Here is a 23,926-nt window from a genome sequence, read left to right as displayed (position 1 = left end):
TCACCGCCTGGGCACAGTGAAAGACACAGGGTCACAGTAAAATCCACTCAGTTCATGATCTTCCTGCGTCACCAGACTCGCAACCCAGGGCTCTTGCTCAATACCTTCCAGATACATAGCCAGTTTGGGATAGTGAGGTTTCAACCTTAAGCCAGCCATCCAGCCGCTGCGAAAAATACTCCAGAGCGTGATTTCGGCCATCGAAAAACGGGTCGTAATATAACCTGCAGCCGGCACTTGTTCTTCCAGATAGCTCAGAACCGGCGGCAGGTGATGCTGAATGCAGTCGTCAATGGCCTCCTGATCAATGTCTTTTTCCAGAATCTGCCCCCTCAGAATTTTCTGATAGAAGAGCACGCCGGCGAGCAGTGCGCTGAGCCGGGTGTCGGCATATTCTTCCAGCCACCGGATTTTTGCTCTTTCACCGGCATCGCCCGGGTACAGCGGAGGGACCGGGTAGATGTCGTCCAGGTAATGGGCAATCACTGTTGAGTCGATAACGGTCAGACTGTCATGTTCCAGGACCGGCACTTTCCCCATCGGATGGCGTTTGTGCGCCAGCTCTTTTTCCAGGTACGGGTTGAGCGGTTGTAAGTCGTAACTCAGCCCTTTGTACGATAAGGCCAGCATGATTTTTCTGACAAAAGGAGAAATGGAGGCGCCGTGCAGAATCATAATCAACCTTGCTCATAGCCAACAGACGAAATTTGCTATAAGTGTAGCTGAGATATAAAAAGAGCCGCACGAGTGCAGCTCAATTAGGGGGTGTCCCGGTCAACTTGATTAGCGGGACAACTCGCCGCGGATGTCCTGTTGCATCAGCTCACGCACTTTTTCTGTTGGCAGCGACTGGCTGAGCAGAAAGTGCAGCTTAGCCAGTGCGGCTTCACGGGTCATGTCATAACCACTGAGTACGCCGGCATCTGCCAGCGCACAGCCAGTTGCGTAGCCATCCATGTTCACTTTTCCGGACAGGCACTGAGTCAGGTTAACCACTATGACGCCGCGGTCGGCCGCTTCTTTTAGCTGGGCCAGCAGCTCAGCGTTTTGCGGTGCATTACCCACGCCGAACGTCAGCAGGATCATGGCGTTGACCGGCTGGCGCAGGGTGTTGCGGATAACTTCCGGCGAAATGCCGGGGTACATGGTAATCACACCGATAGGTTGCGGGGTGATTTGGTGCACCCTGAACTCACCTGCAGGCTGTTTGTTCAGCTCTGTAGTGGGTTTTACCTGAATGTTGATCCCTGCTTCGATCAGCGCCGGCATATTGGGCGAAATAAACGCATTGAAACCGTCGGCATGGGCTTTTGTACTGCGGTTACCGCGCAGCAGCTGGTTATTAAAGAAAACCGTGACTTCATTGACCGGATAATTTGCCGCGAGATGCAGCGCATTAAGCAGGTTGCTCTGCCCGTCTGAGCGCATTTCGGCCAGTGGGATTTGCGAGCCGGTGACAATCACTGGTTTGCCCAGATTTTCCAGCATGAAGGATAACGCAGACGCGGTATAGGCCATGGTGTCCGTACCATGAAGAATGACAAATCCATCAAACTTGTCGTAGTTGGCCTTGATATCATCGGCAATACGCTGCCAGTCTTCAGGTGTCATATCTGAAGAGTCAATCAGTGGTGCATATTCATGGATAGTGAATGCAGGCATTTCCGAGCGGTGAAACTCAGGCATGTTCTGCAGTTGCTGTTCCATAAAGCCAGCGACAGGAATATATCCGTGGGCTGACTTCTGCATTCCTATTGTTCCGCCTGTGTAGGCGATATAGATATGTTTTTTTGTCATTAGAGTACGGGTACAGCATAGTTATTGATGGTGAAGGCATTATACGGTGAAAACCGGCGAAAAAAAGCCCGGATATACCGGGCTAAGTCAAGTTTCATCACTGTGAATCCGAAAAGAGCTAATTTCCTGTGCTGGAACAATTCAGACAGAAAGCATAATGTCCTTTGGGATCATTAAAATTATTCATATTGGTGATATCCGCTGTGATATGGCGCAAGGCCGGCGTGAACACATTGGGTAGCCGGGCGGAGATTGCCATGCCAATGCGTGCGCTGGTTTCCGACGTCATATCCTGCAGAAACTGCTCCATCGGGCTGAGCGGCAAGGCTATCCAGCGGATGTCGTAGCTGTCCAGTTTTGCCAGTTTGGCCGCAGAGACAATGGCATCATCGAAATCACCCAGACGATCAACCAGACCCAGTCTCAATGCATCCTGACCGGTCCAGACCCGGCCTTGGGCAATTTTATCTGTTTCTTCCAGTGACATATGGCGATTCTCACTCACCAGGCTGATAAAACGCTGATAGCCGTTTTCGATACCCAGCTGGAAAATTTCAGCCACATCATCAGGTAAGCCCCGGGTTATTCCGATTCCGGCAAAGGGAGTCGTACCGACGCCATCGCTGTGCACCCCGATGTTCTCCAGGCCTTTTTCAAAGGTAGCCAGCATGCCGAAGATACCGATAGAACCTGTAATCGTGGTTGGCTGAGCAATAATTTCACTGGCGCTGGACGAGATCCAATACCCGCCGGATGCCGCCAGGCTGGACATAGACACCACCACAGGCTTGCCGGCCAGTTTTAATGCATCCACTTCATTGCGGATAATCTCGGAAGCGAAGGCACTGCCACCCGGGCTGTCAACGCGCAGAATCACCGCTTTAATGTCATCATCAAGACGGGCTTCTCGCAGCAAAGCGGCCGTTGTGTCGCCTCCGACTCTGCCTTGTCCTTGCTGACCATCGACGATAGCACCGCTGGCAACGACTACGGCGATACCATTGTCACTTGGCTCGAATGGCGCGCCGACCGAAGGTTGATAATCGTAATAACTGATCTGATTAAAGCCATGGTCGCCATCGCTGCCAAATTCCTTGATGAAGGTCTGGCGCAGTTGGGTACGGCTGATCAGTGCGTCCACCAGGCCCATTTTCTGGCTCAGGCGGGCGAAATCGCCTTCGACACTTTTTAGCTCAGCAACCAGATCTTTGACTTCAGGGTTCAGGACACTGACATGGATGCGGCGGTTACGCGCGACATCCTGGGTGTAAGCATCCCACATCTGGTTGAGCCAGACTGTGTTTGCTTCGCGGGCAGCGTCTGACATGTCGTCGCGGGTGTAGGGCTCAACGAATGATTTGTAGGTCCCGACACGGAAGACATGGGTGGTGACATCCAGGTTATCCAGTAAGGTTTTATAGTACAGTGAGTAGCTGCCGTAACCTGTCAGCATCACGCCGCCGTCGGCAGACATGAACACTTTGTCGGCGAAGCTGGCCAGGTAGTACTGGCTCTGACGGTAGTGATCACCTGTGGCATAGACAGGTTTGCCGGCCTGCTTGAATTCTTCAATCGCCTTGGCAATGTAGCGCAGCTTCGTCAGGTTGGTCTCCGGCATGTTTTTCAGGTTCAGGATAAGGCCGGTGATCCTGTCGTCCTTGGCGGCAGCGCGGATGGTATCGACAATGTCAAACAGGATATTTTCCTGCACCGGCACCTGGCCCATGGCGCTGTCGACAAACTGATCGAAGGGATTGACGTAGGATCGCTGTTCAACAATCGGGCCGTCAATATCCAGTACCAAAGCGGCCTTTTCTGGCAGAGCCGGTGATTCAGCCCCTTGCTGGAAGGCGAAAATGATCACCCCAATCAGGGCAATAAAAAACAGGTTGAAAAACAGCTGACGGGTAAAGCTCAGCAGCTTCCAACATCCGCGCAGCACTTTGGCAATGCCTTTTAGTAGTACTTTCATGGCCTTTCCTGATAATAAATCCCAGTGCTTATCCTAACCGAGACGGAGCGTAAAATCCTAATGATAGCTATATTGCGACTAAAATAGCGTATTTGAAAAGTGCCGCAGCAGTGATGGATGTTGAGGTTATGTAAACAGGTGTTTGAGTGAAGGTTAACCCTATGCTATAACTGGTCTGACCTACAATAATTAAAGAGATATAGGGAAGCTATGGACACTCTTACCTACCCACACTTGCTGGCACCGCTGGATCTTGGCTTCACTCAGCTTAAGAACCGGGTGTTGATGGGGTCTATGCATACCGGCCTGGAAGAAGCACACGATGGATTTAAAAAGCTGTCTGCCTTTTACGCTGCCCGCGCCCGAGGTGGAGTAGGCTTGATTGTGACAGGCGGGTTTGCGCCCAATTTTCGCGGCCGCTTAACACCACTCAGTGCCGAATTCAGCAGCGGACGCGCGGCAAGGGCGCACCGGGTGATCACAGATGCGGTCCATAAAGAAGGCGGCAAGATTGCCATTCAGCTTCTGCATGCCGGGCGCTATGCGATGCATCCGTTTGCGGTCAGTGCTTCTGGTATCAAAGCGCCTATCTCTAAATTTACCCCCAAAGAAATGAGCCGTCGCCAGATCCTCAAGACCATCGATGCTTTTGCGCGCAGTGCTGAACTGGCAAGAGAAGCCGGTTATGACGGCGTTGAGCTGATGGGCTCTGAAGGTTATCTGATCAACCAGTTTATCTGTCAGCGTTCCAACCACAGAACCGATGAATGGGGCGGCAGCTATGAGAACCGGGTCCGTTTTCCTCTTGAACTGGTGAAAGCCGTTCGTGCCCGGGTCGGTACAGATTTTATTATTATTTTCCGGCTTTCAATGCTGGATCTGGTGGAGCAGGGCAGTACCTATGATGAAGTGGTGCAACTGGCTCAGGCGCTGGAAGCCGCGGGCGTGACCATTCTCAATACCGGCATCGGCTGGCATGAGGCGCGCGTGCCGACTATTGCGACCCAGGTTCCCCGGGCCGCGTTCAGCTGGGTAACGGAAAAGCTGAAAGGGAAAGTGTCTATCCCGCTGGTGACCTGTAACCGGATTAATACGCCAGAGGTGGCCGAGTCGATTCTTGCTGCCGATCAGGCCGATATGGTGTCTATGGCCCGTCCGTTCCTGGCTGACGCTGACTTTGTGCTGAAGGCCGAACAGAACCGTGCCGACGATATTAATACCTGTATTGGCTGTAATCAGGCCTGCCTGGACCATGTGTTTGCCGGCAAGCGGGCAAGTTGTCTGGTCAACCCTCAGGCCTGTTATGAGACCGAGCTGGTGCTGACTCCGGCCGCACAGCACCGTAAAGTGGCGGTTATCGGCGCGGGTCCTGCTGGCCTGGCTTTCGCAACCGCGGCGGCGGAACGCGGCTTTGAGGTCGATTTATACGAGAAGAACGACTATATCGGCGGGCAGTTTAATCTGGCGATGCAAATTCCGGGTAAAGAAGAATTCCGGGAAACAATTCGTTATTTCTCCCGCCGTTTGAGTCAGACGGGGGTGAACCTGAAATTGGGCAAGGCGGTGGATATCAACGAGCTCAAAGGCTATGACGATGTCGTGGTCTCGACCGGGGTAAAACCTCGTATTCCCGCCATTCCCGGACTGGAAGCCAGCGATAAGGTGATAGATTATCAGACACTGATCCGCGATAAAGTGCAACTGGGTCAGCGGGTAGCTGTTATCGGTGCTGGCGGTATCGGGGTGGATGTCTCAAGTATGCTGACAGAGCCTCAGGACAGTTCGCTGGACAGCTGGTTACAGGACTGGGGCATTGATAAAACCATTAGCCATGCTGGTGGTTTGTGTGCGCCTCAAAGCGAGCACAGCGAGCGCCAGGTGTGGCTGATGCAGCGCCGTCCCGGCAAGATGGGTAAAGGACCGGGTAAGACGACTGGCTGGATACATCAGCAGGTGTTGCTGAAACGCGGTGTCGAAATGTTGTCCGGCGTCAGCTACGAGAAGATTGATGAACAAGGCCTGCATATCAGCGTGGAAGGACAACAGCGCGTGCTGGAGGTTGATCATATTGTGCTGTGCGCCGGTCAGACTTCGGTGGAAGAGTTGTCAGCACCGCTCAAAGAGCTGGGTATCAAGGTGCATGTCATTGGTGGTGCGGAATTCGCCGGGGAAGTGGATGCCAAGCGAGTTATCCGTCAGGGAACAGAGCTGGCTGCCCGTCTTTAGATATCGGCAGATATCGGTGACTGAGACCAAGAGGCTCCTGAGGGAGCCTCTTTTCGTTGCCGTTACTCAGAAGAGCAGATGTGGTATGGTATTTAACAAGAATCGTTATCATCGAGGATACATAATCTATGGATGCACTGTCGCTGCTGCTTAATCGTCGCTCTTTACCTAAAATGACCGCTCCGGCCCCTCAGGGTGAGGTATTGGACAATATTCTTCGTGCCGGCCTTCGGGCACCGGATCACGGCGCATTGACCCCCTGGCGTTTTATTATCTCGGAAGGCGAAGGCTTGCAAAAGCTGGCCGATATACTGGTCTCTGCTGCTCAGGCTGACAAGGCAGAAGAGGCAGTGATCGAGAAAGCCTCTAAAGCACCTTTCCGTGCGCCTATGGTGATTACTGTTGTCGCTAAAGTGCAGCCCAGCGATAAAATTCCAGTGATTGAACAACATCTGTCGGCAGGCTGTGCGGCTCAGGCGATGCAGATGGCGGCAGTTGCTCAGGGCTTTGCGGGTTTTTGGCGTACAGGGAGCTGGGCGTATCACACTGTGGTGCGCGAAGCGCTGGGCGTACAGGGTGATGATATGATTGTCGGTTTTCTGTATCTGGGCACCCCGGATTGCCGCGATGTGAAAGCGCCAGAGCGGGATTTAACGCAATTTGTCGAGTATTTATAGTTTTCTGCAGGCTTCTTCAGGCAGCTTATTGCTGCCTGTCTCTCCCTGAACCTGCGACGGCTTTGTGAACGATTACTGGGTTTATATCCAGTAATGATTGTCACCTATTGCTGAATTCTTTATAGTGCGGAGAGTTATTTCCAGTAGTTACAGACTTCATGACCCGTCTTTATATCGCTGAAAAACCCAGCCTTGGGCGTGCTATTGCAGCCGTATTACCCCGTCCGCATAAGAATCATCAGGGCTACATTGAAGTGGCCAACGGCGACATTGTCACCTGGTGTATCGGCCATTTGCTCGAGCAGGTCGAGCCGGATGCCTATGATCCGCGCTATAAGAAATGGAACCTGGATGATTTGCCTATCATCCCAGAACAGTGGCAACTGGCACCGAGAAAATCGGCTAAGCAGCAACTGAGTGTGGTGCGCAAGTTAGCTAAACAGGCCGATGAAGTGATACATGCCGGCGATCCGGACAGGGAGGGCCAGCTGCTGGTCGATGAAGTGATTGATTACGTGAAACTGGCCGCCGCGAAAAAAGCGACCATGAAACGCTTACTTATCTCAGATCTTAACCCGGCAGCAGTCAAAAGAGCGCTCGGACAATTAAGGGACAACAGCGATTTTATTCCGCTGTCGGTATCAGCTCTGGCCCGCTCCCGGGCGGACTGGCTGTACGGCATGAATATGTCCCGTGCCTATACCTTACTTGGGCAGCGGGGCGGCTATAAAGGTGTACTGTCGGTCGGCAGGGTGCAAACACCTGTGCTTGGGCTGGTAACTCGCCGGGATGACGAGATCGCCAATTTCGTGCCGGTTCCTTTCTATGATGTCTATGCACTGATCCCCTATCAGGACAATGTTATCCGCGCCCGCTGGCAGCCGAGCCAGGCTTGTGAGCCCTGGCAAGACGAAGAAGGCCGGGTGCTCAATCGCAAGCTGTGTGAAAATGTCGTGGCACGCATTAAAGGCCAGCCGGCTACGGTCTCGGATGCAGAGCGAAAAGAAACCCGTCAATCGCCGCCTTTACCCTATTCTCTGTCGGCACTGCAGATCGATACTGCGCGTCGCTTTGGCATGAGTGCGGCGGATGTACTGGCGTGCTGTCAGTCGCTGTACGAGAAACACAAAGTCATTACCTATCCGCGCTCAGACTGCCGTTATCTGCCGGTCGATCACTATCGTCAGGCCAGTGAAGTGGTGAAAGCCGTGTCGTCCACGGCACCGCAGATGCTTGAGGCGGTCAGGGGCGCCGATTTATCGTTACGCTCAAAAGCCTGGAATGACAGTAAAGTGGATGCGCACCATGCCATTATTCCCACCCCCAAAGCGGTGCAGCCCGGCAGCCTGAATGATCAGGAAGCCAAGGTTTATCAGTTGATTGCCCGTCAGTATCTGATGCAGTTTTATCCGGCGGCGGTTTACGCAGAAGCCAAGCTGACGTTTGCTATCGCAGGCGGGGTGTTTATTGCCAGAGGCCGCCAGCTGATGCAGCCGGGCTGGAAAGTGTTGCAGGGCAAAGACGATGCCGACAAAGAGCAGGATCTGGCCGATAAAGTACCGCCTTTGGATAAAGGCACAGTGCTGACCTGCCAGGACGGAGAGATCAAAGACAGGGTGACGGAGCCGCCTAAGCATTTTACCGAAGCAACTTTGCTTCAGGCGATGACAGGGATCGCCAGGTTTGTGGCAGATAAATCGCTGAAGAAGATTCTGCGTGACACCGATGGTTTAGGAACGGAAGCAACCCGGGCCGGTATTATGGAGGTCTTGTTCAAGCGCCAGTTGCTCTACCGTCAAGGCAAGAATATTCATGCCTCAGACGCTGGCCGCGCTCTGGTGTACGCCTTACCCGATGAAGCGACCTACCCGGACATGACGGCACATTGGGAACACCAGCTGCAGGACATGGCTGAGCGGAAATATGCCTATCAGCCTTTCATGGCAGCGCTGCAACAGCAGATTGAGCAACTGATGGGGTCGATCAAATCAGGTGGTGTCCCGCCAAGCCTGCGAACACTTCAGGCGGTTGCGCCTCCGGCCGGTAAAGGAAAGGGCGGCTATAACCGGCGTGCACGGGGCAGGCAACATTCTGCTGCTACAGGTCAGAGCAGTAACGGCCAGAAAAGAGCCGCTAGTCGTCGAAAATAAAAAAGGTATTCCGTCCCAGCGACTTGGCTTTGTATAAGGCGCTGTCGGCCTGGTTAAACAGTTGATCCGCTGTCGATTGTTTGTCCGGCACCATACAGCTGATGCCAACACTCACAGTGACACTGCAGTATTCCTGGCCGTTAACAGGAATGTGTAGCGAACGAACCGCTTTTAAGGTGTTTTCGGCGGCGACAACCGCTGCCTGAGCGCTTTGGCCCGGCAGCAAGATAACGAATTCTTCTCCGCCATAACGGGCAAACAGCGCCCCGGCCCGACGCTCAACCGAGACCAGCGTCTGGGCGATCAGGGTCAGGCAACGATCGCCCATCGCGTGACCATAGGTGTCATTGAACGACTTAAAGTGATCCACATCGATAATCAGTAAGGACACGGGTAACTGATGCCGCTGGGCTCTGCGCCATTCTAAGGGCAGGGTTTGATCAAATACCCGACGGTTTGGTACCTGCGTTAAGGGATCATGGCGGGAAGTGTGTTCCAGTTGCCGGTTTAACTGCTGCAGTTCCCGTGTCCGTTCGGTGACGCGTTTTTCTAATTCGCCATTGAGCTGGCTGAGGTTTTCTTCAGCCTGTCTGCGGACCAGATGCTGAGAGACAATAAAGCTGAACTGCTTGAGAAGCTGCGGGTGATAGTCAGCCAGCGGACGTCCGTTGATCAGGTTATCGTAAGCTATCCAGCCGACGCGCTTGTCCCCGTCCCACAGTGAGGTGTAAGCACTCCAGCCAACCCCGACTTCCCGTAAATCATGATAAAGCGACGTGTTTTCTTCAATGGCCAGGTAACCATGTTGTGCCTGGGGATGGTCAATGAACCAGTGAGGCGGGATAGGGGATTCAAAATAGGCTTCTTTGACCGTATTTCCTTTGGTATCTGTGCCATAAGTGCCTTTCATCCGGTTATTTTCGGTCAGGAGAAAGATAGCGATACGATCAATCTCCAGCACTTTCTTTCCCTGTTCGACGGCATGAAAGAGCATATCGTCAATACTCTCAGCACGCCATAAAGCGAAAGAGATGTCATGCAGGCCCTGCAGCATATCCAGTAACACCGGGCCCGAACCCGCTGGCTGCTCTGCTGCGATGTGATTTTTCAGCTCGGCACTCAGGTGGAGGGTACAAGGTTGCAAATAGTCAGGATCTGCGGGGGCTGAACCTGCCGGATAACTCAGTGCCAGCAAGCCAAGAGGTGTACCCTGATGTCGCAGCGGGAGCCACAGTACGGTCTTCTCAGCACACTGGTGGTAAAAAGGCATCGGCTGACAAAGCCAGCCTTCGAGCTCTTCATCACGTGGTGCTGTCGGCGCGCGAGTGAGAGGGGAGCAGTGCGCGAAATGCGTCCACTCAGCGTGTTTTTTGACGAACAGCCGACAGGATGAGGCACCCAAATGGCGGCAAAACAGAGGGAGCAGCCTGCCAATAACCGCTGCTCTCTCTGTTGCTGTCTGCCAATGTGAAAAGTATGCCTGATAGAAGGAATCCATTCCGTTCTCGCTGCTCCTGACCTAGTGGGTTATGAAACGTTTTTCAACACACTACGATATAAAAATAATGAAAAGAGAACAGAGTGTTAACGTGTGAAATTGTAATAAACAGGTATAGCAATTAGTTAAAATTTGGCCGTAGTCAAATTTATGATGTTTGTGTGAGTTTTGTTGCACTGACATCCTGCAGGTATTTCTTTTGGGATGATGCTAAGAAGTGGCAGTGAGTATTTTTTGATGAGTTTTTCCAGTAATTTTAGCCAGTTAGCTGGATACGCTATCGGTCATCCAGTCGCCAGACGGCCCTAGTGTCAATCTTGAGACAGAGCTAACTGACAAGTTTCACTATTTTTACCTTACGGGGATATTTTGACTTTATTAACACCGTCAGGTGAGAACATGAAAAGACGACATGTGTTTTTATTGTGGGTATCACTTTCTCTGATTTTGTCGGCATGTGGTCAGACACGGCATGCTCAGCTTACGGAACTGGGGTTTACCCGCAATTATCTTGAAGGATATCAGGATGGTTGTGACAGCCGAAAAGTACAGGCGACGACTTTCTATGACGGGTTTCGTCAGGACCCCGAGAGAATGAAGAGAGAGAATAAATACGCCAATGGCTGGAACGATGGCTATGAGCAATGCTACGCCAGCAATGTTGACTACCATTAGTGAGTTAAGTCAGCCGGTCGGCAATGTTCATAATGAGCAGGGCAGCGATGCGTGCTGCCCTGTCAGGTTTTATTGTGCGGAGCCGGGCTGATAAAACCGCTTGAGCTCATGCATGACCTGCATCAAAGTGGAGAGCTTCGGCTTCCCGTTATCTTTCATTCTGTATTCAGCGTCATACACAGTGTAGTTACCGTATTTATCCACAATGGTGGTGCCTTCCGGCTGGACAACCACAATGTCCTGGTTGTCGCCTGCCAGTACCCAGCGACGCTTGTTGCTGGTATCGAACAAGCTGATGCCACTGCTGTAAAACTCAGGTGCTGTCGTGGTACTGAGCAGGGTTTCCATCAGAGTCGGGACAATATCCAGGTGACTGGTTGCCCGGCTGATCTGCGCGGTCTGGCTATCTGGCCAGTGAACGATCAGCGGTACTTTCAGCTGGTACTGGCTGTAGTTGGATCCTGAACCCCAGGAATTGGTGCCGGTTTCATTAAATTCTGTGCCGTGGTTCGCGGTGATAATGACGACTGTATCGTCCAGCATGTCGCGTTTAATCAGGCTGTCAAAGATACCAATCAGTTGCTCATCAACATGGTAAGCCGAATTGCGATAACTGTTTTTCAGCAGCTCAGCCGGATTTGTGTTTGCGTCTTCACCAGGCTGAGTATCTTTCAGCGAGGGTGAAAACGTTGCTGCAACGGCATCATCTGAATCTTCGTAATCCTGGACTGACACCAGTTCCAGATAGCCAAACCAGGGTTTGCCTGTGGTTTGTTTGCTCAGCCAGCTTTGCATATTGGCAATGGCTTGCTGATCACTATGACTTTCCGGATTCTGGGTCGCGGCTAAAGCGAGCTGGTCTTTGGTGAAGATAGCCTGCGGATAGATGACATCGGCAAAGCCTGAACCGCTGAACAGACCAAACCGATACCCGCGTTTGGTGAGGGTTTCGAGCAATACCGGCGGGCTGTGTTCTGCCCGGATACTGGTATTGTAGGCGCCGGGCAAACCATAAAACAGACCAAAGGTCCCCAGGGTACTATCATTGCCTGTGCTGTAATGGTCAGTAAAGTTCAGGTTTTGCTGCGCATAAGCGGCCAGATACGGCATGGTTTCAGCAGTGACCATATCGCTGCGTAAACCATCAATCATAATAACCAGCAGGTTCTGACCGGTGCCTTTATCACTGAATGACAGAGGCTTGAGCGGATAACGGATGCTTTCGCTGCTTTCAACGCCCTGCTTTTCCTGCAGACGGGCATATTCCTGGCGGTCTAACAGACCATGACGTTCCATAAAGGTTTTGGCTGTCATTGGATAGGACAACGGAAAATTGGACCGCTGCGCCGTGACCGGCCGGTAAAGATTGGCATCCGCCCAAATGTAGAGCAGATGGCTGGCGAGGAAACACAGTCCAAATACAGCAGCAATTGGCACGCCGACATGCTTGCGTGTGAGTTTACGCAGCTTGCGCCACAACCATTCCGACAGGAACAGCTGGAGCAGGAAGATGGCTGGCACGACTATGAATAAGTATTGCCAGCGGGCATTCAGTTCGGTCCGTTCCCCACTGAGTAACAGATCCCAGACCAGAGGGCTGAGATGGAGATCCAGGCTTTCATAAGCATGGGTGTCCAGAATCAGTATGGTTTGACCTATGGTTCCAACCAGCACCGCAAACAGTCGCATCAAGCGCTGAGAAGGGATGAGAAAGCTGGCAGGAAACAGAATGAGAATGTAAAAGCCAAAAACCAGAAAGCCGAAATGACCCACCCAGCTCAAGCCCATATAAAGCTGCCCCATCAGGGTTTCCGGCCAGTCCGAATGGATGATGTACCGGGTGCCTAACAGCATGGCGGCGATAATATTGAAAAAACTGAACCAGTGTCCCCAGCTAATCAGTTGAGACACGGTTTCTTTGTAGTTGTTTCCGCTGGAGACCATATACCTGTGTTCTTCTTCTCTCTGGTGCTGGGATTAATCTTTCTTGATTGAGGTCAGCAGAGCTTGGGCGAATTTATCAGCAATGGCTTGACGTTGTGATGCTGGAACATCGGCATTAATGATATTGGTAGCAACATTACCTACAATCATAAGCGCTAATTCAGCAGATGTATCGTGCTTTTCAAAGACATCGAACACATCATTAAGGATCTGTTCCACTTTTTCATTACTGTATTTTGATGTAATTGGCATATCAGGTCTTGTTTTATGGTGAAGAAAGCGACTTATAATACCCTACACTTTAGATTTACTGAAAAACTTTTCCATTATGAGTCTCACGCTTTCCAACGTCATCCTGCACCAATTCTCCAAAAACGAACAAGATGAGCTGTCTGTTCAGCTGAGAGAGCAGGAACTAGAACATACTGATACCGCCACTGAACTGGTTGCCGAACTGCACCGGGTGTACAGCAGCAAGGGTACCAAAGGCTTTGGCCGATTCTCCGACGAGAGTGAATTCGGCTACTGGCTGAAACAGTGTCGCCAGGGAGAACTGGATTTTCTGACTTTTTCAAATCAGGCCTCACAACGTCTGCAATCTGAACTGGTGAAGTATCCGTTTGCTGATGCCGGGACACTGGTCATGGCGCAATACCAGTCTCTGGCCACCGATTATCTCTTCATTGGTCTTCTGCCAACCTGCCACAGCATGAAGGTGACTGATCAACTTGATATTAGTGCCACAGACTATCTGGATGTCAGCAAAATGGAAATTGTTGCCCGGATAGACTTGTCATCCTGGGAGACTGATCCCGAATGTAATCGCTACCTGACCTTTATCAAGGGACGGGTTGGCCGCAAAGTGGCCGACTTTTTCCTGGATTTCCTGCAGGCGGAAGTCGGCCTGGATGTCAAAGTGCAGAATCAGGTGCTGATGCAGGCGGTTGAGGATTTCTGTGCTGATTCTCGTATGGATAAAGAGGAAAAGCAGCAGTACCGCAAGCAGGTCTACGATTACTGCAACGGTCAGCTGCAGTCCGGTGAAGAAGTTGCGGTGAAAGAGTTGTCGGGTGAATTGCCTGCCACAGAGGCCGGTGTCGACTTCTATCAGTTTACCTCCAATCAGGGCTATGAGCTGGAAGAGACCTTTCCGGCGGATCGGACTGCCATGCGTAAGCTGACCAAGTTTGTCGGCTCCGGTGGCGGGCTGACAATCAACTTCGACAGCATGCTGCTGGGTGAGCGAATTTTCTACGATCCGGACACCGATACACTGACGATTAAAGGCACACCGCCGAACCTCAAAGATCAGCTTCAGCGACGTCAGAACAGCGACACCTGATACGCAGTTGCTCAGGCGTGCTGCAACAGATGGAAGTCTGTGCCGCACGTCTGATCTAACCTTAGTGTTTCGGACACTTTATCCGTGATATCCCTTATCTATTATTCAGAGCCAGTTTGCCTGCGCTGTCCCAACGCTTCACTCCTGATTATCTGCAAGTTTCTGATCCTGTTCACAGCCTTGAAATCGATCGTTATCGATGCATTATTAAAGATTTTTGTCTGTTGAGGGAAAATCAGCCTTCTGACGGAGATAAAGTGATCTAAAGGTGAATGAATACATGCTTTAGTGAATTGAAGAGTGTGAAAAACAGTATTATAGCTTTTGCAGGAAAATCATGATTTATTCCCTGAAAATCTAGCATCATCGCTCTGTGTAATGACCTCAAATTAGCTGAATGCTCTAAAAAAGAAGGTGCGCTCATCATGCTGCGCTGTGTTACAGCTTTGACAGCAGTTAATTTTGGCATTTTGTTGCGTTGGTAGGGGCTTTGCTTTATGGTATTTAGCTATCTTCGGTTCATGACCGTTGCAATAATGCAGAGCGTTTCTGGTGCGCAACAGTCATGAATGTGGTTTTCAAAACGTGATTGAAATGGGTATGCGGCTGTCAGTGTATCACTGATGGCCTTTATTTGACCTGTTGCATACTAAGGTGGCTTTTCTCCAATCGATTTAGGAGGTGCCCAATCACGTCAACATGGAGTGTAGCAAGCTATGATGAAAGTTGGTTTGATCGGTTGGCGCGGCATGGTAGGTTCCGTGCTTATGCAACGTATGGTGGAAGAAAAAGACTTTGACCATATTGAACCTGTTTTCTTTTCAACCTCTCAGGTTGGAATTCCTGCGCCTGACTTCGGTAAAGATGCAGGTGTACTTCATGATGCATTTGATATTGATGCACTGAAGAAGCTTGATGCCATTATTACCTGCCAGGGTGGCAGCTATACCGAGAAAGTGTATCCGGCGCTGCGTCAGGCAGGCTGGAAAGGTTACTGGATTGATGCGGCATCTACGCTGCGTATGGATGATCAAACTATCATCACTCTGGATCCGGTTAACTTTGATCAGATTCAGCAGGGTATCCACTCTGGCGTGCGTTCATTCGCCGGTGGTAACTGTACTGTCAGCCTGATGCTGATGGCAGTCGGCGGACTGTTCCAGGCAGGTTTGGTTGAGTGGATGACCTCCCAGACTTATCAGGCGGCGTCAGGCGCGGGTGCCAAGAATATGCGTGAGCTGATCTCTCAGATGGGTGTCATTAATGACAACGTTACCAGCGAGCTGGCTAATCCGGCCACGTCTATTCTGGATATCGACCGCAAAGTGGCGCAAGCCATGCGTTCTGCCGACTTCCCGACATCTGAGTTCGGTGTGCCGTTGGCGGGCTCTCTGATCCCCTGGATCGATGTGAAGCGTGAAAACGGTCAGAGCAAAGAAGAGTGGAAAGGCGGCGTCGAGACCAACAAGATTCTGGCAACCGGCAACAGCCCGATTGCGATTGACGGTACCTGTGTGCGTATCGGTGCGATGCGTTGTCACAGCCAGGCGCTGACGCTGAAACTGAAGAAGAACGTTCCGCTGGATGAAATCGAAGGTATTATTGCGTCGCACAATGACTGGGTTAAAGTGATCCCTAATGAGCGCGATATTACCATGCAGGAGCTGACGCCAACTAAAGTGACAGGCACTCTGTCTGTACCTGTGGGCCGTCTGCGTAAGCTGGCAATGGGCGATGATTTCCTTAATGCTTTCACCGTGGGTGATCAGCTGCTGTGGGGTGCTGCTGAGCCGCTGCGCCGTACACTGCGTATCATTCTGGCAGAGAAAGCCTGATTGTTTGGATAATTCAGGTTGATGATTTTGCTCAGTAAGTAGTGGGGCTGCCTGCTGAAAAATCAATAACTGAACAATCAACAACAAAGAACCATAAGAAAAGGCCCGCACAGCAGTGCGGGCCTTTTGCGATCTTAACCGTCAGGTTCGAGAATTAAGCTGCCAGGTTGTTAGCAACGAATTCCCAGTTAACCAGTGCCCAGAAACCGTTCATGTAGTCCGGACGCAGGTTACGGTAGTCGATGTAGTAAGCGTGTTCCCACAGATCAACAGTCAGCAGAGGAGTAACACCTTCTTCAGTCAGTGGCGTACCAGCGTTAGACGTGTTAACGATGTCCAGTGAACCGTCTGCTTTTTTCACCAACCAAGTCCATGATGAACCAAAGTTGTTGATTGCTGAATCAGTGAATTTTGCTTTGAATGCGTCAAAAGAACCAAACGCCTTAACAATGGCATCCGCCACTGCGCCAGTTGGCTCACCGCCGCCATTTGGGCTCAGGCAGTGCCAGTAGAAAGTGTGGTTCCAGATCTGAGCTGCGTTGTTGAAAACACCGCCAGTCGAAGTTTTGATGATCTCTTCCAGAGATTTGTCTGCGTACTCAGTACCTTCGATCAGGCCGTTCAGTTTCACAACATAAGTGTTGTGGTGCTTACCGTGGTGGTATTCCAGCGTTTCTTGAGAGATGTGTGGCTCAAGTGCATTTTTCTCGTACGGTAGAGCAGGTAGTTCGAATGCCATTACTCGATTCTCCATATTGATGGTGTGGGCAGACCCACGACATTGCTTCCGTTAGCAGACAATAGCCTGCGTCACTTCAAACTGTGTTTGTTATTGTATACAAGCGATAGGCTTGCGTGTTTGAAAATCATTTTAGCAAGTTTTTTCTTTATTAAAAGTAGTCTGAATGAAAAAGGTCGCTGCAAGCAGAAGATGGTAAGCAAGCGTTCAGACAAGTATAAGTCTTAACCTTACTTTCATTAGGCGTTTTTTTCCTTGCCGTGACAAAGTAGAATGTGGGTATCACACTTACTATAAAGCTAACGTTGTTAGAGGAAGCTATGGAAACCATCGACAAAATCAAACAGCAGATCGAAGAAAACCCAATTCTGCTGTACATGAAAGGATCACCAAAACTGCCGAGCTGCGGTTTCTCTTCACAGGCTTCTCAGGCACTGATGGCTTGTGGTGAAAAGTTTGCTTACGTTGATATCCTGCAAAACCCGGATATCCGTGCTGAGCTGCCAATTTACGCGCAATGGCCAACTTTCCCACAGCTGTGGATTGAAGGCGAGCTGGTTGGCGGCTGTGACATTATTCTGGAAATGTTCCAGAAAGGTGAACTGCAACCTTTGATCAAAGAAGCCGCAGCGCGTCGCGACAGTGCTGAAGCCGCAGAATAATTGCTGAAAGCTGATACTGATAAAAAAGACCCCGCAGTGCGGGGTCTTTTTGTTTCTGCCAAACCATGAGCGGTTACAGCATCATAGAAGCCAGCCAGCCAAAGGCAATCAGTGGCAGGTTGTAGTGAATAAAGGTCGGCACAACCGTGTCCCACACGTGCTCGTGCTGGCCGTCAGCATTCAGGCCGGCTGTCGGGCCCAGAGTCGAATCAGAAGCCGGTGAGCCGGCATCACCCAGTGCAGCAGCAGTACCGACCAGCGCCACAGTCGCCAGCGGCGAGAAGCCAAAGCTCAGGCATAATGGCACGTAAATAGTCGCCAGAATCGGAATGGTCGAGAAGGATGACCCTATGCCCATAGTCACCAGCAGGCCAACCACCAGCATCAGCAGGGCAGCCAGCGCTTTGTTGTCGCCGATGGTATCAGACAGCGAGCTGACCAGGGTTTCTACCCCGCCAGTGGCTTTCATGACTGCTGCAAAACCGGCGGCTGCAATCATGATGAACCCTATCATTGCCATCATGTGGACACCTTTGGTGAACACGTCATGGGTATCTTTCCATTTGATAACACCGGCAAGGGTAAACACCATAAAACCGGCCAGACCACCGATGATCATCGACCCACTGTACAGCTGAACGCCCAGTGCAGCCGCGATAGCAATCATCGCAACATAAACATGCTGCATGTTGATCTCAGCGTGCTCCGGTTCGCTGGCCAGGATTTGCGCTTCAGAATATTCCCGTGGTTTGCGGTAGCTGACAAAGGTGGCGAGCAGCAGACCGAACAGCATGCCGGCCGCCGGCAGAATCATGGCATAAGGCACCTGGCTGGCTGCCACGACCAGACCGTTGTCATGCAGGTTTTTCAGCAGAATGTTATTGAGGAAAATGCCGCCAAAGCCAACAGGCAGCACCATGTAAGGTGTCACCAGACCAAAGGTCAGTACGCAGGCAATCAGGCGGCGATCCAGTTTCAGTTTGGCGAACACATGCAGCAAAGGTGGGATCACAATAGGGATGAAAGCAATGTGCACCGGAATCGCATTCTGCGATGAAATAGACAGCAGCAGCAGAATGGTCAGCACTGAGTACTTCACGCCGGTCGCCGCTGCCGCATTATGATGGCCGCTGATACGTTTGATGACTTTTTGTGCCAGTACATCAGTAATACCTGAACGGGAAATGGCAACGGCGAAGGTGCCCAGCATGGCATAGCTCAATGCTGTGGTAGCACCGCCGCCCAATCCGCCCTCGAAGGCAGAGATGGTATCTGTGAGGGAGAGCCCTCCGACAAGTCCGCCGAGGATGGCACTGAAGGTCAGTGCGACCACGACGTTGACTCGCATCAGCGCCAGCATCAGCATGACGCAGACGGAAATAACGACAGGATTCATAAAACGACTTTCCATTGATAGTTGTGTTGTTGCATAACTGAATAATCATGCTATTCAGGCTGCAATGTGCAGGCCGTCTAGTTTGCTGAAAATTTCTTACATGTCGAGAAAAAACTGTGCTCAGGGTGGGATTTTTAGCCGGATATAGTGGAAGGTAAATCAGAATACAAATGAACGGCTGTCTGATGCTGACTCGATCAGGTTGTTCAAAGCGATTGTTGAACAACTTTTTGTTATGCAGAGGCTATTCAGCAAAGATGAAAAAGGCCAGCAGAGCTGGCCTTTGGGGATTTGTGCAATCCGATTAAGGTGTCGGATTGATATTGGATGCATCGTTGATTGTCAGTACCGTACCATCCTCGTTCAGGAACGAGCTGACCTGACCTTGCATTTCTGCCGTCAGACCATCGCCACTCAACAGAGAGCTGTGTGTGCCGGTATTATTAAACAACACTGCATTACGAACTGTTTGTCCGTTAACAGACGTTGTGGTCGGAGCCAGGCTCATGGTTTGCAGCAACGGCAGGGTTCCACCAAACGGCGAGTAAGGCAGCAGGATACTGGTGCCAGTCACGACTGAGCCTGCGGTACCTGGCGGTGCCAGCATGTTTGGAATCGTGGTATCACCTTCAACCTGAGTCAGGTAAACCGGCAAATCCGCCGAGACTTGCAGTGAAGTGTTAATCGGGTCGACAGTATCCAGAACACCCTGGGCAACATACGCGAACTGGCTGAACTGGGCATAAGCATTGGCAAGATCACTGTTCGGATCGCCGCCGCCGACCAGCTCTGTTTCAAATGTTTCGAAACAGGTTTTTGGATCAGTCAGAGACTTACTAGCACAGTAATCTTGAAAATCAGTACTGGCTGCATAGAGCAACTGGCCTTTGATCGAGTCACCAAATGTGCCTGACTGGAGTAACAGGTAAGGAATACCAGCCCCAGGGTTTGCCAGCGCGACTTTGTCGATAGCAAAAGCAGCATCACCTTTTGTATCGTTTAGAGTTCTGTTGGCTGCATCGGCGACATTAATGCCTGTGATCGCACCTAATGAGTGACCGACGAAACCGACTTTACTTTGTGGGTTGAGGCGTGCCAGCTGGCCCATTTCACCAATAGTTGTTGTATCCCCCTGAAGAATCGCTGTCCCCAGTTTTTGGAATACCGCTGCAATTCCTGCACGGAGGTTGAGCACATCAATGGTGCTCTGACGGAGGTTGTCCCTTGCGACAGTCAGTGAAGCAAGGTTCAAATACATTTCAGGATTTCCTGTAGACGCACTCATACCAGCAATACCGCGGGTGCCATGTAATGGGTGATCGATTGCGAAGATCGCATGGCATTCAGTATCCATCACACTGTCGGCCAGGGCTGCGACAGTATCTTTTGTCGAAGTAATACCGTGTTGATAGATGGACACTTTGCTTGAGCCCGTTGCGCAGTTTGTCGTATCTGATGACAAGACAAGCGTATATTCAACGGTATCAACTGCTTTCAGTTTCGGCACTGGGCTATAGCGGGTAATCAGTCGTTCTTCATCCAGTTGCGAACCATCGGCCAGTGTTAACGTGGAGCCCGTAAGCGCCTGCAGCACTCTGACCTGAGTTTCGGGATCGGTTTTCACGGCAGTTAAATCTTCTGTCGTGATCTGCAGTGCCGCCAATTGCTGAACAATTGCGGCTTTGTCTGCATCAGAGCCGTTGTTCAGAAAATAGCTAATTTTTGCCAGACTCGGCATACCGCTTTGCCAAGGCGTCTTGCTGAATTTGGTGGGATCTTTTTCCAGGAAATACGGCAGTTTGATCGTTCCGGTGTAGATTGGATTGCCACCTGGTGTGGTGGTGCCAGTATCGGTTGGCACGCTCATCTTGAACAGGTCTTGCAGATCACTCTGGCTGATGCCATCAGCAATGGCGCTGCCTTGCCAGATATTTTCGGCACCATCAGTTAACGCGAGCGCAGAAGCGGATTTTGCAGCATAGAGCACTTCACCAACCGAGGCGGTGGTGAACCAACTGGAGAAAATAATTTTATTTTTCGGTGCACCTGCAACAGCCGCCAGTGTGCTTTCTACAGCTTGTGTGATGGCTTGAGGCTTCTCCAGTGCAGCATCTGGCACTTTACCGACACTCTTCAGGACAGCATAAGAGTTAGACATACCGACCGGGTTGCCTTCCGCATCTTTGAGGTCGCTAGTGACCGCAAACATATAGTTGCTGGCCGGATCTAAAGGCTTGGTCAGGATCACGGTTAGTCTGGTTCCGGAAGCCGTCACCATGAAGTCGCCATTATCTGCCGACAAAACTTCAGGTGTAGTTGTATCTGATGGGTTAGTCGGATCACCAGACTTAATCAGATAGAAGCTGTCTGCAGCAGTTTCTGCGGCCAGATCGTTGCCTGTGAAATTAATGTTGATGGGTTGAGTTGTGCTCCAGCCATCGGTTTTGCCCCAGGCATAAGCCGGGTCGCTGATATTGGCTACTTTAGCGCTACTTTCAGTTGCGATGGTGCCATCGTCAAGATCCATGGCAATAAAGCTTGGGGTAATGACCTTCTTTTCTTCCGAGAGCAAATCAAACGCGATTTTGGTTTCGGCATTGAGGCTGTTTTTGATATCCGGGTCGATAGTCGGCGTACCGCTCAGGCCTTTTTCATCCCCACAACCGTAAAGTGCAAAGCTGGAAGCAATCAGCAGGGCAAGTAATTTTTTGTTCATCATATTTCCCTAAAATTCTGTTCGACTGTGATAACTGGCTTAGAAGCGGTAGTTGGCCTGGGCTGCACTGATAATCGCGCCGCCACTGGACTCAAAGTTCTGCCCTTCTTCAGAGAACGAAATCTCTTTTGCGATGAGGTAAGCCAGACCGACGTCGAAGGATAAATCCGCGTTGTAGTTATAGGTTGCACCTGCGGTGAACCAGTTTCGGTCAGTATCCGGAATACTTAGTGTTGGTTTGCCGGCCTGCTCATCGAAGGCGTAGCCACCCCGGATGGTCCATTGCGGGTTGACGTTATAAGTGGCACCAATGGCATAGCGGAATGTGTCGTCATAGTCTTCTTCTTTCAGCAAGCAGAGTCCGGCACTGCCGTTATAGCCCGGGTTACACTGATTGCTGGTTGCGCGCAGTTCTTCAAACTTGCTGTATTGCGTCCACTGAACGCTGTAGTGTACAGCCCACTGGTTATCGAGCTGATGAAAGCCAGAGAATTCAGCAATCGCGGGTAAAACCACGGTCAAATCACCTGGGACCGTATTATTCGGCGCTCCGGTGATGCGGCCTGTGTAGTCCGTAAAGTCACCTTCAAAGTCGAGATCCGTCTGTGAGCGGTAACTCAGACCAAAGCGGTTGTCGTCATTCAGCTCAAAAAGGGCGCCCACGTTCCAGCCAAAGCCCCAGGTGTCACCTTCCAGCTTGATGGTTTTGTCACTCGGTTCTGCGCCAGGGACCGCCAGAGCAAGATCACCAAAATGGCGATTGAGTTCTGCTGTTGCAAAGATGGCACTGATACCTGCCCCCAAGCTGAGTTGCTCGGTCACTCGGTAAGCAACACTTGGGTTGAAGTTCACTGTGATGAGTGAAGTTTCGCCAGCCAGTGATCCTGCGTGAAAATTTTCGTCGTATTCAGTGGTGACGCCGTAGTTTGAGAAGACGCCCAATCCAAAGGCGAGTTTGTCATTGACGGGTTGGATGTAAAATCCTGCAGGTACAATGCCGATGGGTGCGACATCTTTGGCGTGTTGATCCCGGTCGACACTGTCTACGTCAATCGATGGATCGACAATGCTCAGTGCGCCGGAAACAGTGCGTTGCTTGAACATGATCGATGCGGCGGGGTTACGGGCGAGCACTGCGGCGTTATCGGCAATTGCGGCTTCACCGGCGAAAGCCCGGCCCAAACCGCTGGCGGAGTGTTCAGCTACCTGGAAACCAGCACTTTGCGCCTGGAGGGATGTCAGCGCGGCGGCCACGGCGAGTGCGGTTACATGAAATCTTTTGGACATTCTGCTGCCTCTCTTGTTGTTTATTATTGATATGCTTCGCGTTCTTCAATCCATGAAGGAATGGTGAATCAGCTTGTAGAGATGGAGTATAAGGATTCGCTACGCCAATGTTAACCATATGTAACAGGGTGTTTGGGGTATCGAAAGGCTATTTGTACGGCGTATTATTTATTAATGTTTTAAACTAGTGTTTGATTAATATCGGACGTTTGTTTCATTTTTGTTAAATCGCCCAGCGTGGCTGGGCTTTGGTAGGAGGTCTGATGAGTATTTGTGTTTCAGGTCTGACCTTAGGCTTCTTCTTCTGTTTGAAGTGCGGCGACTGGCCATCCACCTAATTTTTTCCATTTGTTAACGATCTCACAAAATAATTCTGCGGTTCGTTCGGTGTCATAGAGGGCTGAATGCGCTTCTTTGTTACAAAATGGAATATTCGCTGCTTCACAGGCTTTTGCCAGCACCGTCTGACCGAACGCCAGGCCACTCAGTGCCGCGGTATCAAATGTGGCAAAAGGATGAAAGGGAATGCGCTTCAGCTTGGCTCTTTCAGAGGCGGCCATGACGAAGCTGTGATCAAAGTTCGCATTATGCGCCACCATGATGGCGCGGGAGCAGCCTGCTTCTTTTTGTTCTTTCCGTATGACTTTATAGATTTCTTTCAGGGCTTCTTCTTCTGTCACCGCGCCACGTAACGGGCTGAACGGATCTTTGATACCGTTAAAATCCAATGCTTCCTGATGGATAACCGCACCCTCAAAAGGCGTAATGTGAAAATGCAGTGTGCTGGCAGGTTTGAGCCATCCTTCTTCGTCCATGGTCAGGGTGACAGCACAAATTTCAAGCAGGGCGTCAGTGTTGGCGTTGAAACCGGCCGTCTCTACATCGACAACGACAGGAAAGAAACCACGAAAGCGACTTTTCAGGGTATTTAATGTGTTTTCTTGGCTCATGATAATGTTGCTGATAAAAATGAGGCCAGCATTATGTCAGATCTGGTTCAGAAGCTAAAC

At 51.0% G+C, this 23,926-nt stretch carries 18 protein-coding genes; 7 read left to right on the top strand and 11 right to left on the bottom strand.

The genetic code is table 11. The annotated features are described in order from the left end of the window. From H511_RS0113750 to sppA, 3 genes are all read right to left on the bottom strand, one after another. Positions 1-675 (bottom strand): glutathione S-transferase family protein, encoded by a 675-nt coding sequence (locus H511_RS0113750; RefSeq protein WP_036759688.1) that lies wholly within the window; start codon positions 673-675, stop codon positions 1-3. Between the two features lie 108 nt (positions 676-783). Beyond that, positions 784-1,797, bottom strand: coding sequence for an asparaginase (gene ansA / locus H511_RS0113745; RefSeq protein WP_027252821.1), 1,014 nt, complete (start codon positions 1,795-1,797; stop codon positions 784-786). Between the two features lie 118 nt (positions 1,798-1,915). Then, the gene (sppA, locus tag H511_RS0113740) at positions 1,916-3,769 is read right to left on the bottom strand and encodes a signal peptide peptidase SppA (protein ID WP_027252820.1); all 1,854 of its coding nucleotides are present in this window, start codon (positions 3,767-3,769) and stop codon (positions 1,916-1,918) included. A gap of 210 nt (positions 3,770-3,979) precedes the next feature. Between sppA and H511_RS0113735 the strand changes: the two genes are divergently transcribed. The 3 genes from H511_RS0113735 (at position 3,980) to H511_RS0113725 (ending at position 8,822) form a co-directional block, all read left to right on the top strand. Next, positions 3,980-5,995: an NADPH-dependent 2,4-dienoyl-CoA reductase gene (locus H511_RS0113735; RefSeq protein WP_027252819.1), complete on the top strand. Its 2,016-nt coding sequence runs from the start codon at positions 3,980-3,982 to the stop codon at positions 5,993-5,995. Positions 5,996-6,123: 128 nt separating this feature from the next. Further along, positions 6,124-6,672 carry an NAD(P)H nitroreductase gene (locus H511_RS0113730; RefSeq protein ID WP_027252818.1) on the top strand — a complete coding sequence of 183 codons (549 nt, stop codon included), beginning with the start codon at positions 6,124-6,126 and terminating at the stop codon, positions 6,670-6,672. A 158-nt stretch (positions 6,673-6,830) separates the two neighbouring features. Next, positions 6,831-8,822 carry a DNA topoisomerase III gene (locus H511_RS0113725; protein ID WP_027252817.1) on the top strand — a complete coding sequence of 664 codons (1,992 nt, stop codon included), beginning with the start codon at positions 6,831-6,833 and terminating at the stop codon, positions 8,820-8,822. Here the strand turns inward: H511_RS0113725 and H511_RS23420 are convergent. Then, positions 8,806-10,320: a GGDEF domain-containing protein gene (locus H511_RS23420; RefSeq protein WP_051288184.1), complete on the bottom strand. Its 1,515-nt coding sequence runs from the start codon at positions 10,318-10,320 to the stop codon at positions 8,806-8,808. The genes H511_RS0113725 and H511_RS23420 overlap by 17 nt on opposite strands. A 399-nt stretch (positions 10,321-10,719) precedes the next feature. Here H511_RS23420 and H511_RS0113715 point away from each other — a divergent pair, with 399 nt between their 5' ends. After that, the gene (locus H511_RS0113715) at positions 10,720-10,995 is read left to right on the top strand and encodes a hypothetical protein (RefSeq protein WP_027252816.1); all 276 of its coding nucleotides are present in this window, start codon (positions 10,720-10,722) and stop codon (positions 10,993-10,995) included. Between the two features lie 69 nt (positions 10,996-11,064). Here H511_RS0113715 and H511_RS0113710 read toward each other — a convergent pair whose 3' ends face one another. Together H511_RS0113710 and H511_RS0113705 are read right to left on the bottom strand one after the other, a co-directional pair. Next, the gene (locus H511_RS0113710) at positions 11,065-12,939 is read right to left on the bottom strand and encodes a DUF3413 domain-containing protein (protein WP_027252815.1); all 1,875 of its coding nucleotides are present in this window, start codon (positions 12,937-12,939) and stop codon (positions 11,065-11,067) included. A gap of 33 nt (positions 12,940-12,972) precedes the next feature. Then, positions 12,973-13,191, bottom strand: a complete 219-nt coding sequence (locus H511_RS0113705) for a YejL family protein (RefSeq protein WP_027252814.1) — start codon at positions 13,189-13,191, stop codon at positions 12,973-12,975. A gap of 76 nt (positions 13,192-13,267) precedes the next feature. Between H511_RS0113705 and yejK the strand changes: the two genes are divergently transcribed. Together yejK and asd are read left to right on the top strand one after the other, a co-directional pair. Further along, a complete protein-coding gene (gene yejK / locus H511_RS0113700) occupies positions 13,268-14,281 on the top strand; it encodes a nucleoid-associated protein YejK (protein WP_027252813.1) in 1,014 nt (337 codons plus the stop codon). Positions 14,282-15,000: 719 nt separating this feature from the next. Next, positions 15,001-16,116 carry an aspartate-semialdehyde dehydrogenase gene (gene asd, locus H511_RS0113695; RefSeq protein ID WP_027252812.1) on the top strand — a complete coding sequence of 372 codons (1,116 nt, stop codon included), beginning with the start codon at positions 15,001-15,003 and terminating at the stop codon, positions 16,114-16,116. A gap of 154 nt (positions 16,117-16,270) precedes the next feature. Here asd and sodB read toward each other — a convergent pair whose 3' ends face one another. Further along, complete coding sequence (gene sodB, locus H511_RS0113690; protein WP_027252811.1) at positions 16,271-16,855, bottom strand: superoxide dismutase [Fe]; 585 nt, start codon at positions 16,853-16,855, stop codon at positions 16,271-16,273. 320 nt (positions 16,856-17,175) lie between these two features. Between sodB and H511_RS0113685 the strand changes: the two genes are divergently transcribed. Next, positions 17,176-17,517, top strand: coding sequence for a Grx4 family monothiol glutaredoxin (locus tag H511_RS0113685; RefSeq protein ID WP_027252810.1), 342 nt, complete (start codon positions 17,176-17,178; stop codon positions 17,515-17,517). 73 nt (positions 17,518-17,590) lie between these two features. On the opposite strand, the gene H511_RS0113680 is transcribed toward H511_RS0113685, so the two are convergent. The 4 genes from H511_RS0113680 to rnt form a co-directional block, all read right to left on the bottom strand. After that, complete coding sequence (locus H511_RS0113680; protein WP_027252809.1) at positions 17,591-18,913, bottom strand: Na+/H+ antiporter family protein; 1,323 nt, start codon at positions 18,911-18,913, stop codon at positions 17,591-17,593. A 304-nt stretch (positions 18,914-19,217) separates the two neighbouring features. Beyond that, positions 19,218-21,629: a VolA/Pla-1 family phospholipase gene (locus tag H511_RS0113675; protein ID WP_027252808.1), complete on the bottom strand. Its 2,412-nt coding sequence runs from the start codon at positions 21,627-21,629 to the stop codon at positions 19,218-19,220. A gap of 39 nt (positions 21,630-21,668) precedes the next feature. Then, positions 21,669-22,916: an outer membrane protein transport protein gene (locus tag H511_RS0113670; protein WP_027252807.1), complete on the bottom strand. Its 1,248-nt coding sequence runs from the start codon at positions 22,914-22,916 to the stop codon at positions 21,669-21,671. 290 nt (positions 22,917-23,206) lie between these two features. Beyond that, positions 23,207-23,866 (bottom strand): ribonuclease T, encoded by a 660-nt coding sequence (gene rnt / locus H511_RS0113665; protein WP_027252806.1) that lies wholly within the window; start codon positions 23,864-23,866, stop codon positions 23,207-23,209. Positions 23,867-23,926 lie beyond the last annotated feature (60 nt).

The organism is Photobacterium halotolerans DSM 18316 (assembly GCF_000425165.1).
Lineage (GTDB): Bacteria > Pseudomonadota > Gammaproteobacteria > Enterobacterales > Vibrionaceae > Photobacterium > Photobacterium halotolerans.
Note: the sequence above shows the minus strand (reverse complement) of the source record. Positions and strands in the feature narration are given on the sequence as shown.

Coding starts and splice junctions, on each gene's coding strand:
- H511_RS0113735 (WP_027252819.1), top strand. CDS start 3,980: ATGGACACTCTTACCTACCCACACTTGCTGGCACCGCTGGATCTTGGC.
- H511_RS0113680 (WP_027252809.1), bottom strand. CDS start 18,913: ATGAATCCTGTCGTTATTTCCGTCTGCGTCATGCTGATGCTGGCGCTG.
- H511_RS0113730 (WP_027252818.1), top strand. CDS start 6,124: ATGGATGCACTGTCGCTGCTGCTTAATCGTCGCTCTTTACCTAAAATG.
- sppA (WP_027252820.1), bottom strand. CDS start 3,769: ATGAAAGTACTACTAAAAGGCATTGCCAAAGTGCTGCGCGGATGTTGG.
- H511_RS23420 (WP_051288184.1), bottom strand. CDS start 10,320: ATGGATTCCTTCTATCAGGCATACTTTTCACATTGGCAGACAGCAACA.
- H511_RS0113685 (WP_027252810.1), top strand. CDS start 17,176: ATGGAAACCATCGACAAAATCAAACAGCAGATCGAAGAAAACCCAATT.
- rnt (WP_027252806.1), bottom strand. CDS start 23,866: ATGAGCCAAGAAAACACATTAAATACCCTGAAAAGTCGCTTTCGTGGT.
- yejK (WP_027252813.1), top strand. CDS start 13,268: ATGAGTCTCACGCTTTCCAACGTCATCCTGCACCAATTCTCCAAAAAC.
- ansA (WP_027252821.1), bottom strand. CDS start 1,797: ATGACAAAAAAACATATCTATATCGCCTACACAGGCGGAACAATAGGA.
- H511_RS0113675 (WP_027252808.1), bottom strand. CDS start 21,629: ATGAACAAAAAATTACTTGCCCTGCTGATTGCTTCCAGCTTTGCACTT.
- H511_RS0113750 (WP_036759688.1), bottom strand. CDS start 675: ATGATTCTGCACGGCGCCTCCATTTCTCCTTTTGTCAGAAAAATCATG.
- H511_RS0113670 (WP_027252807.1), bottom strand. CDS start 22,916: ATGTCCAAAAGATTTCATGTAACCGCACTCGCCGTGGCCGCCGCGCTG.
- sodB (WP_027252811.1), bottom strand. CDS start 16,855: ATGGCATTCGAACTACCTGCTCTACCGTACGAGAAAAATGCACTTGAG.
- H511_RS0113725 (WP_027252817.1), top strand. CDS start 6,831: ATGACCCGTCTTTATATCGCTGAAAAACCCAGCCTTGGGCGTGCTATT.
- asd (WP_027252812.1), top strand. CDS start 15,001: ATGAAAGTTGGTTTGATCGGTTGGCGCGGCATGGTAGGTTCCGTGCTT.
- H511_RS0113715 (WP_027252816.1), top strand. CDS start 10,720: ATGAAAAGACGACATGTGTTTTTATTGTGGGTATCACTTTCTCTGATT.
- H511_RS0113705 (WP_027252814.1), bottom strand. CDS start 13,191: ATGCCAATTACATCAAAATACAGTAATGAAAAAGTGGAACAGATCCTT.
- H511_RS0113710 (WP_027252815.1), bottom strand. CDS start 12,939: ATGGTCTCCAGCGGAAACAACTACAAAGAAACCGTGTCTCAACTGATT.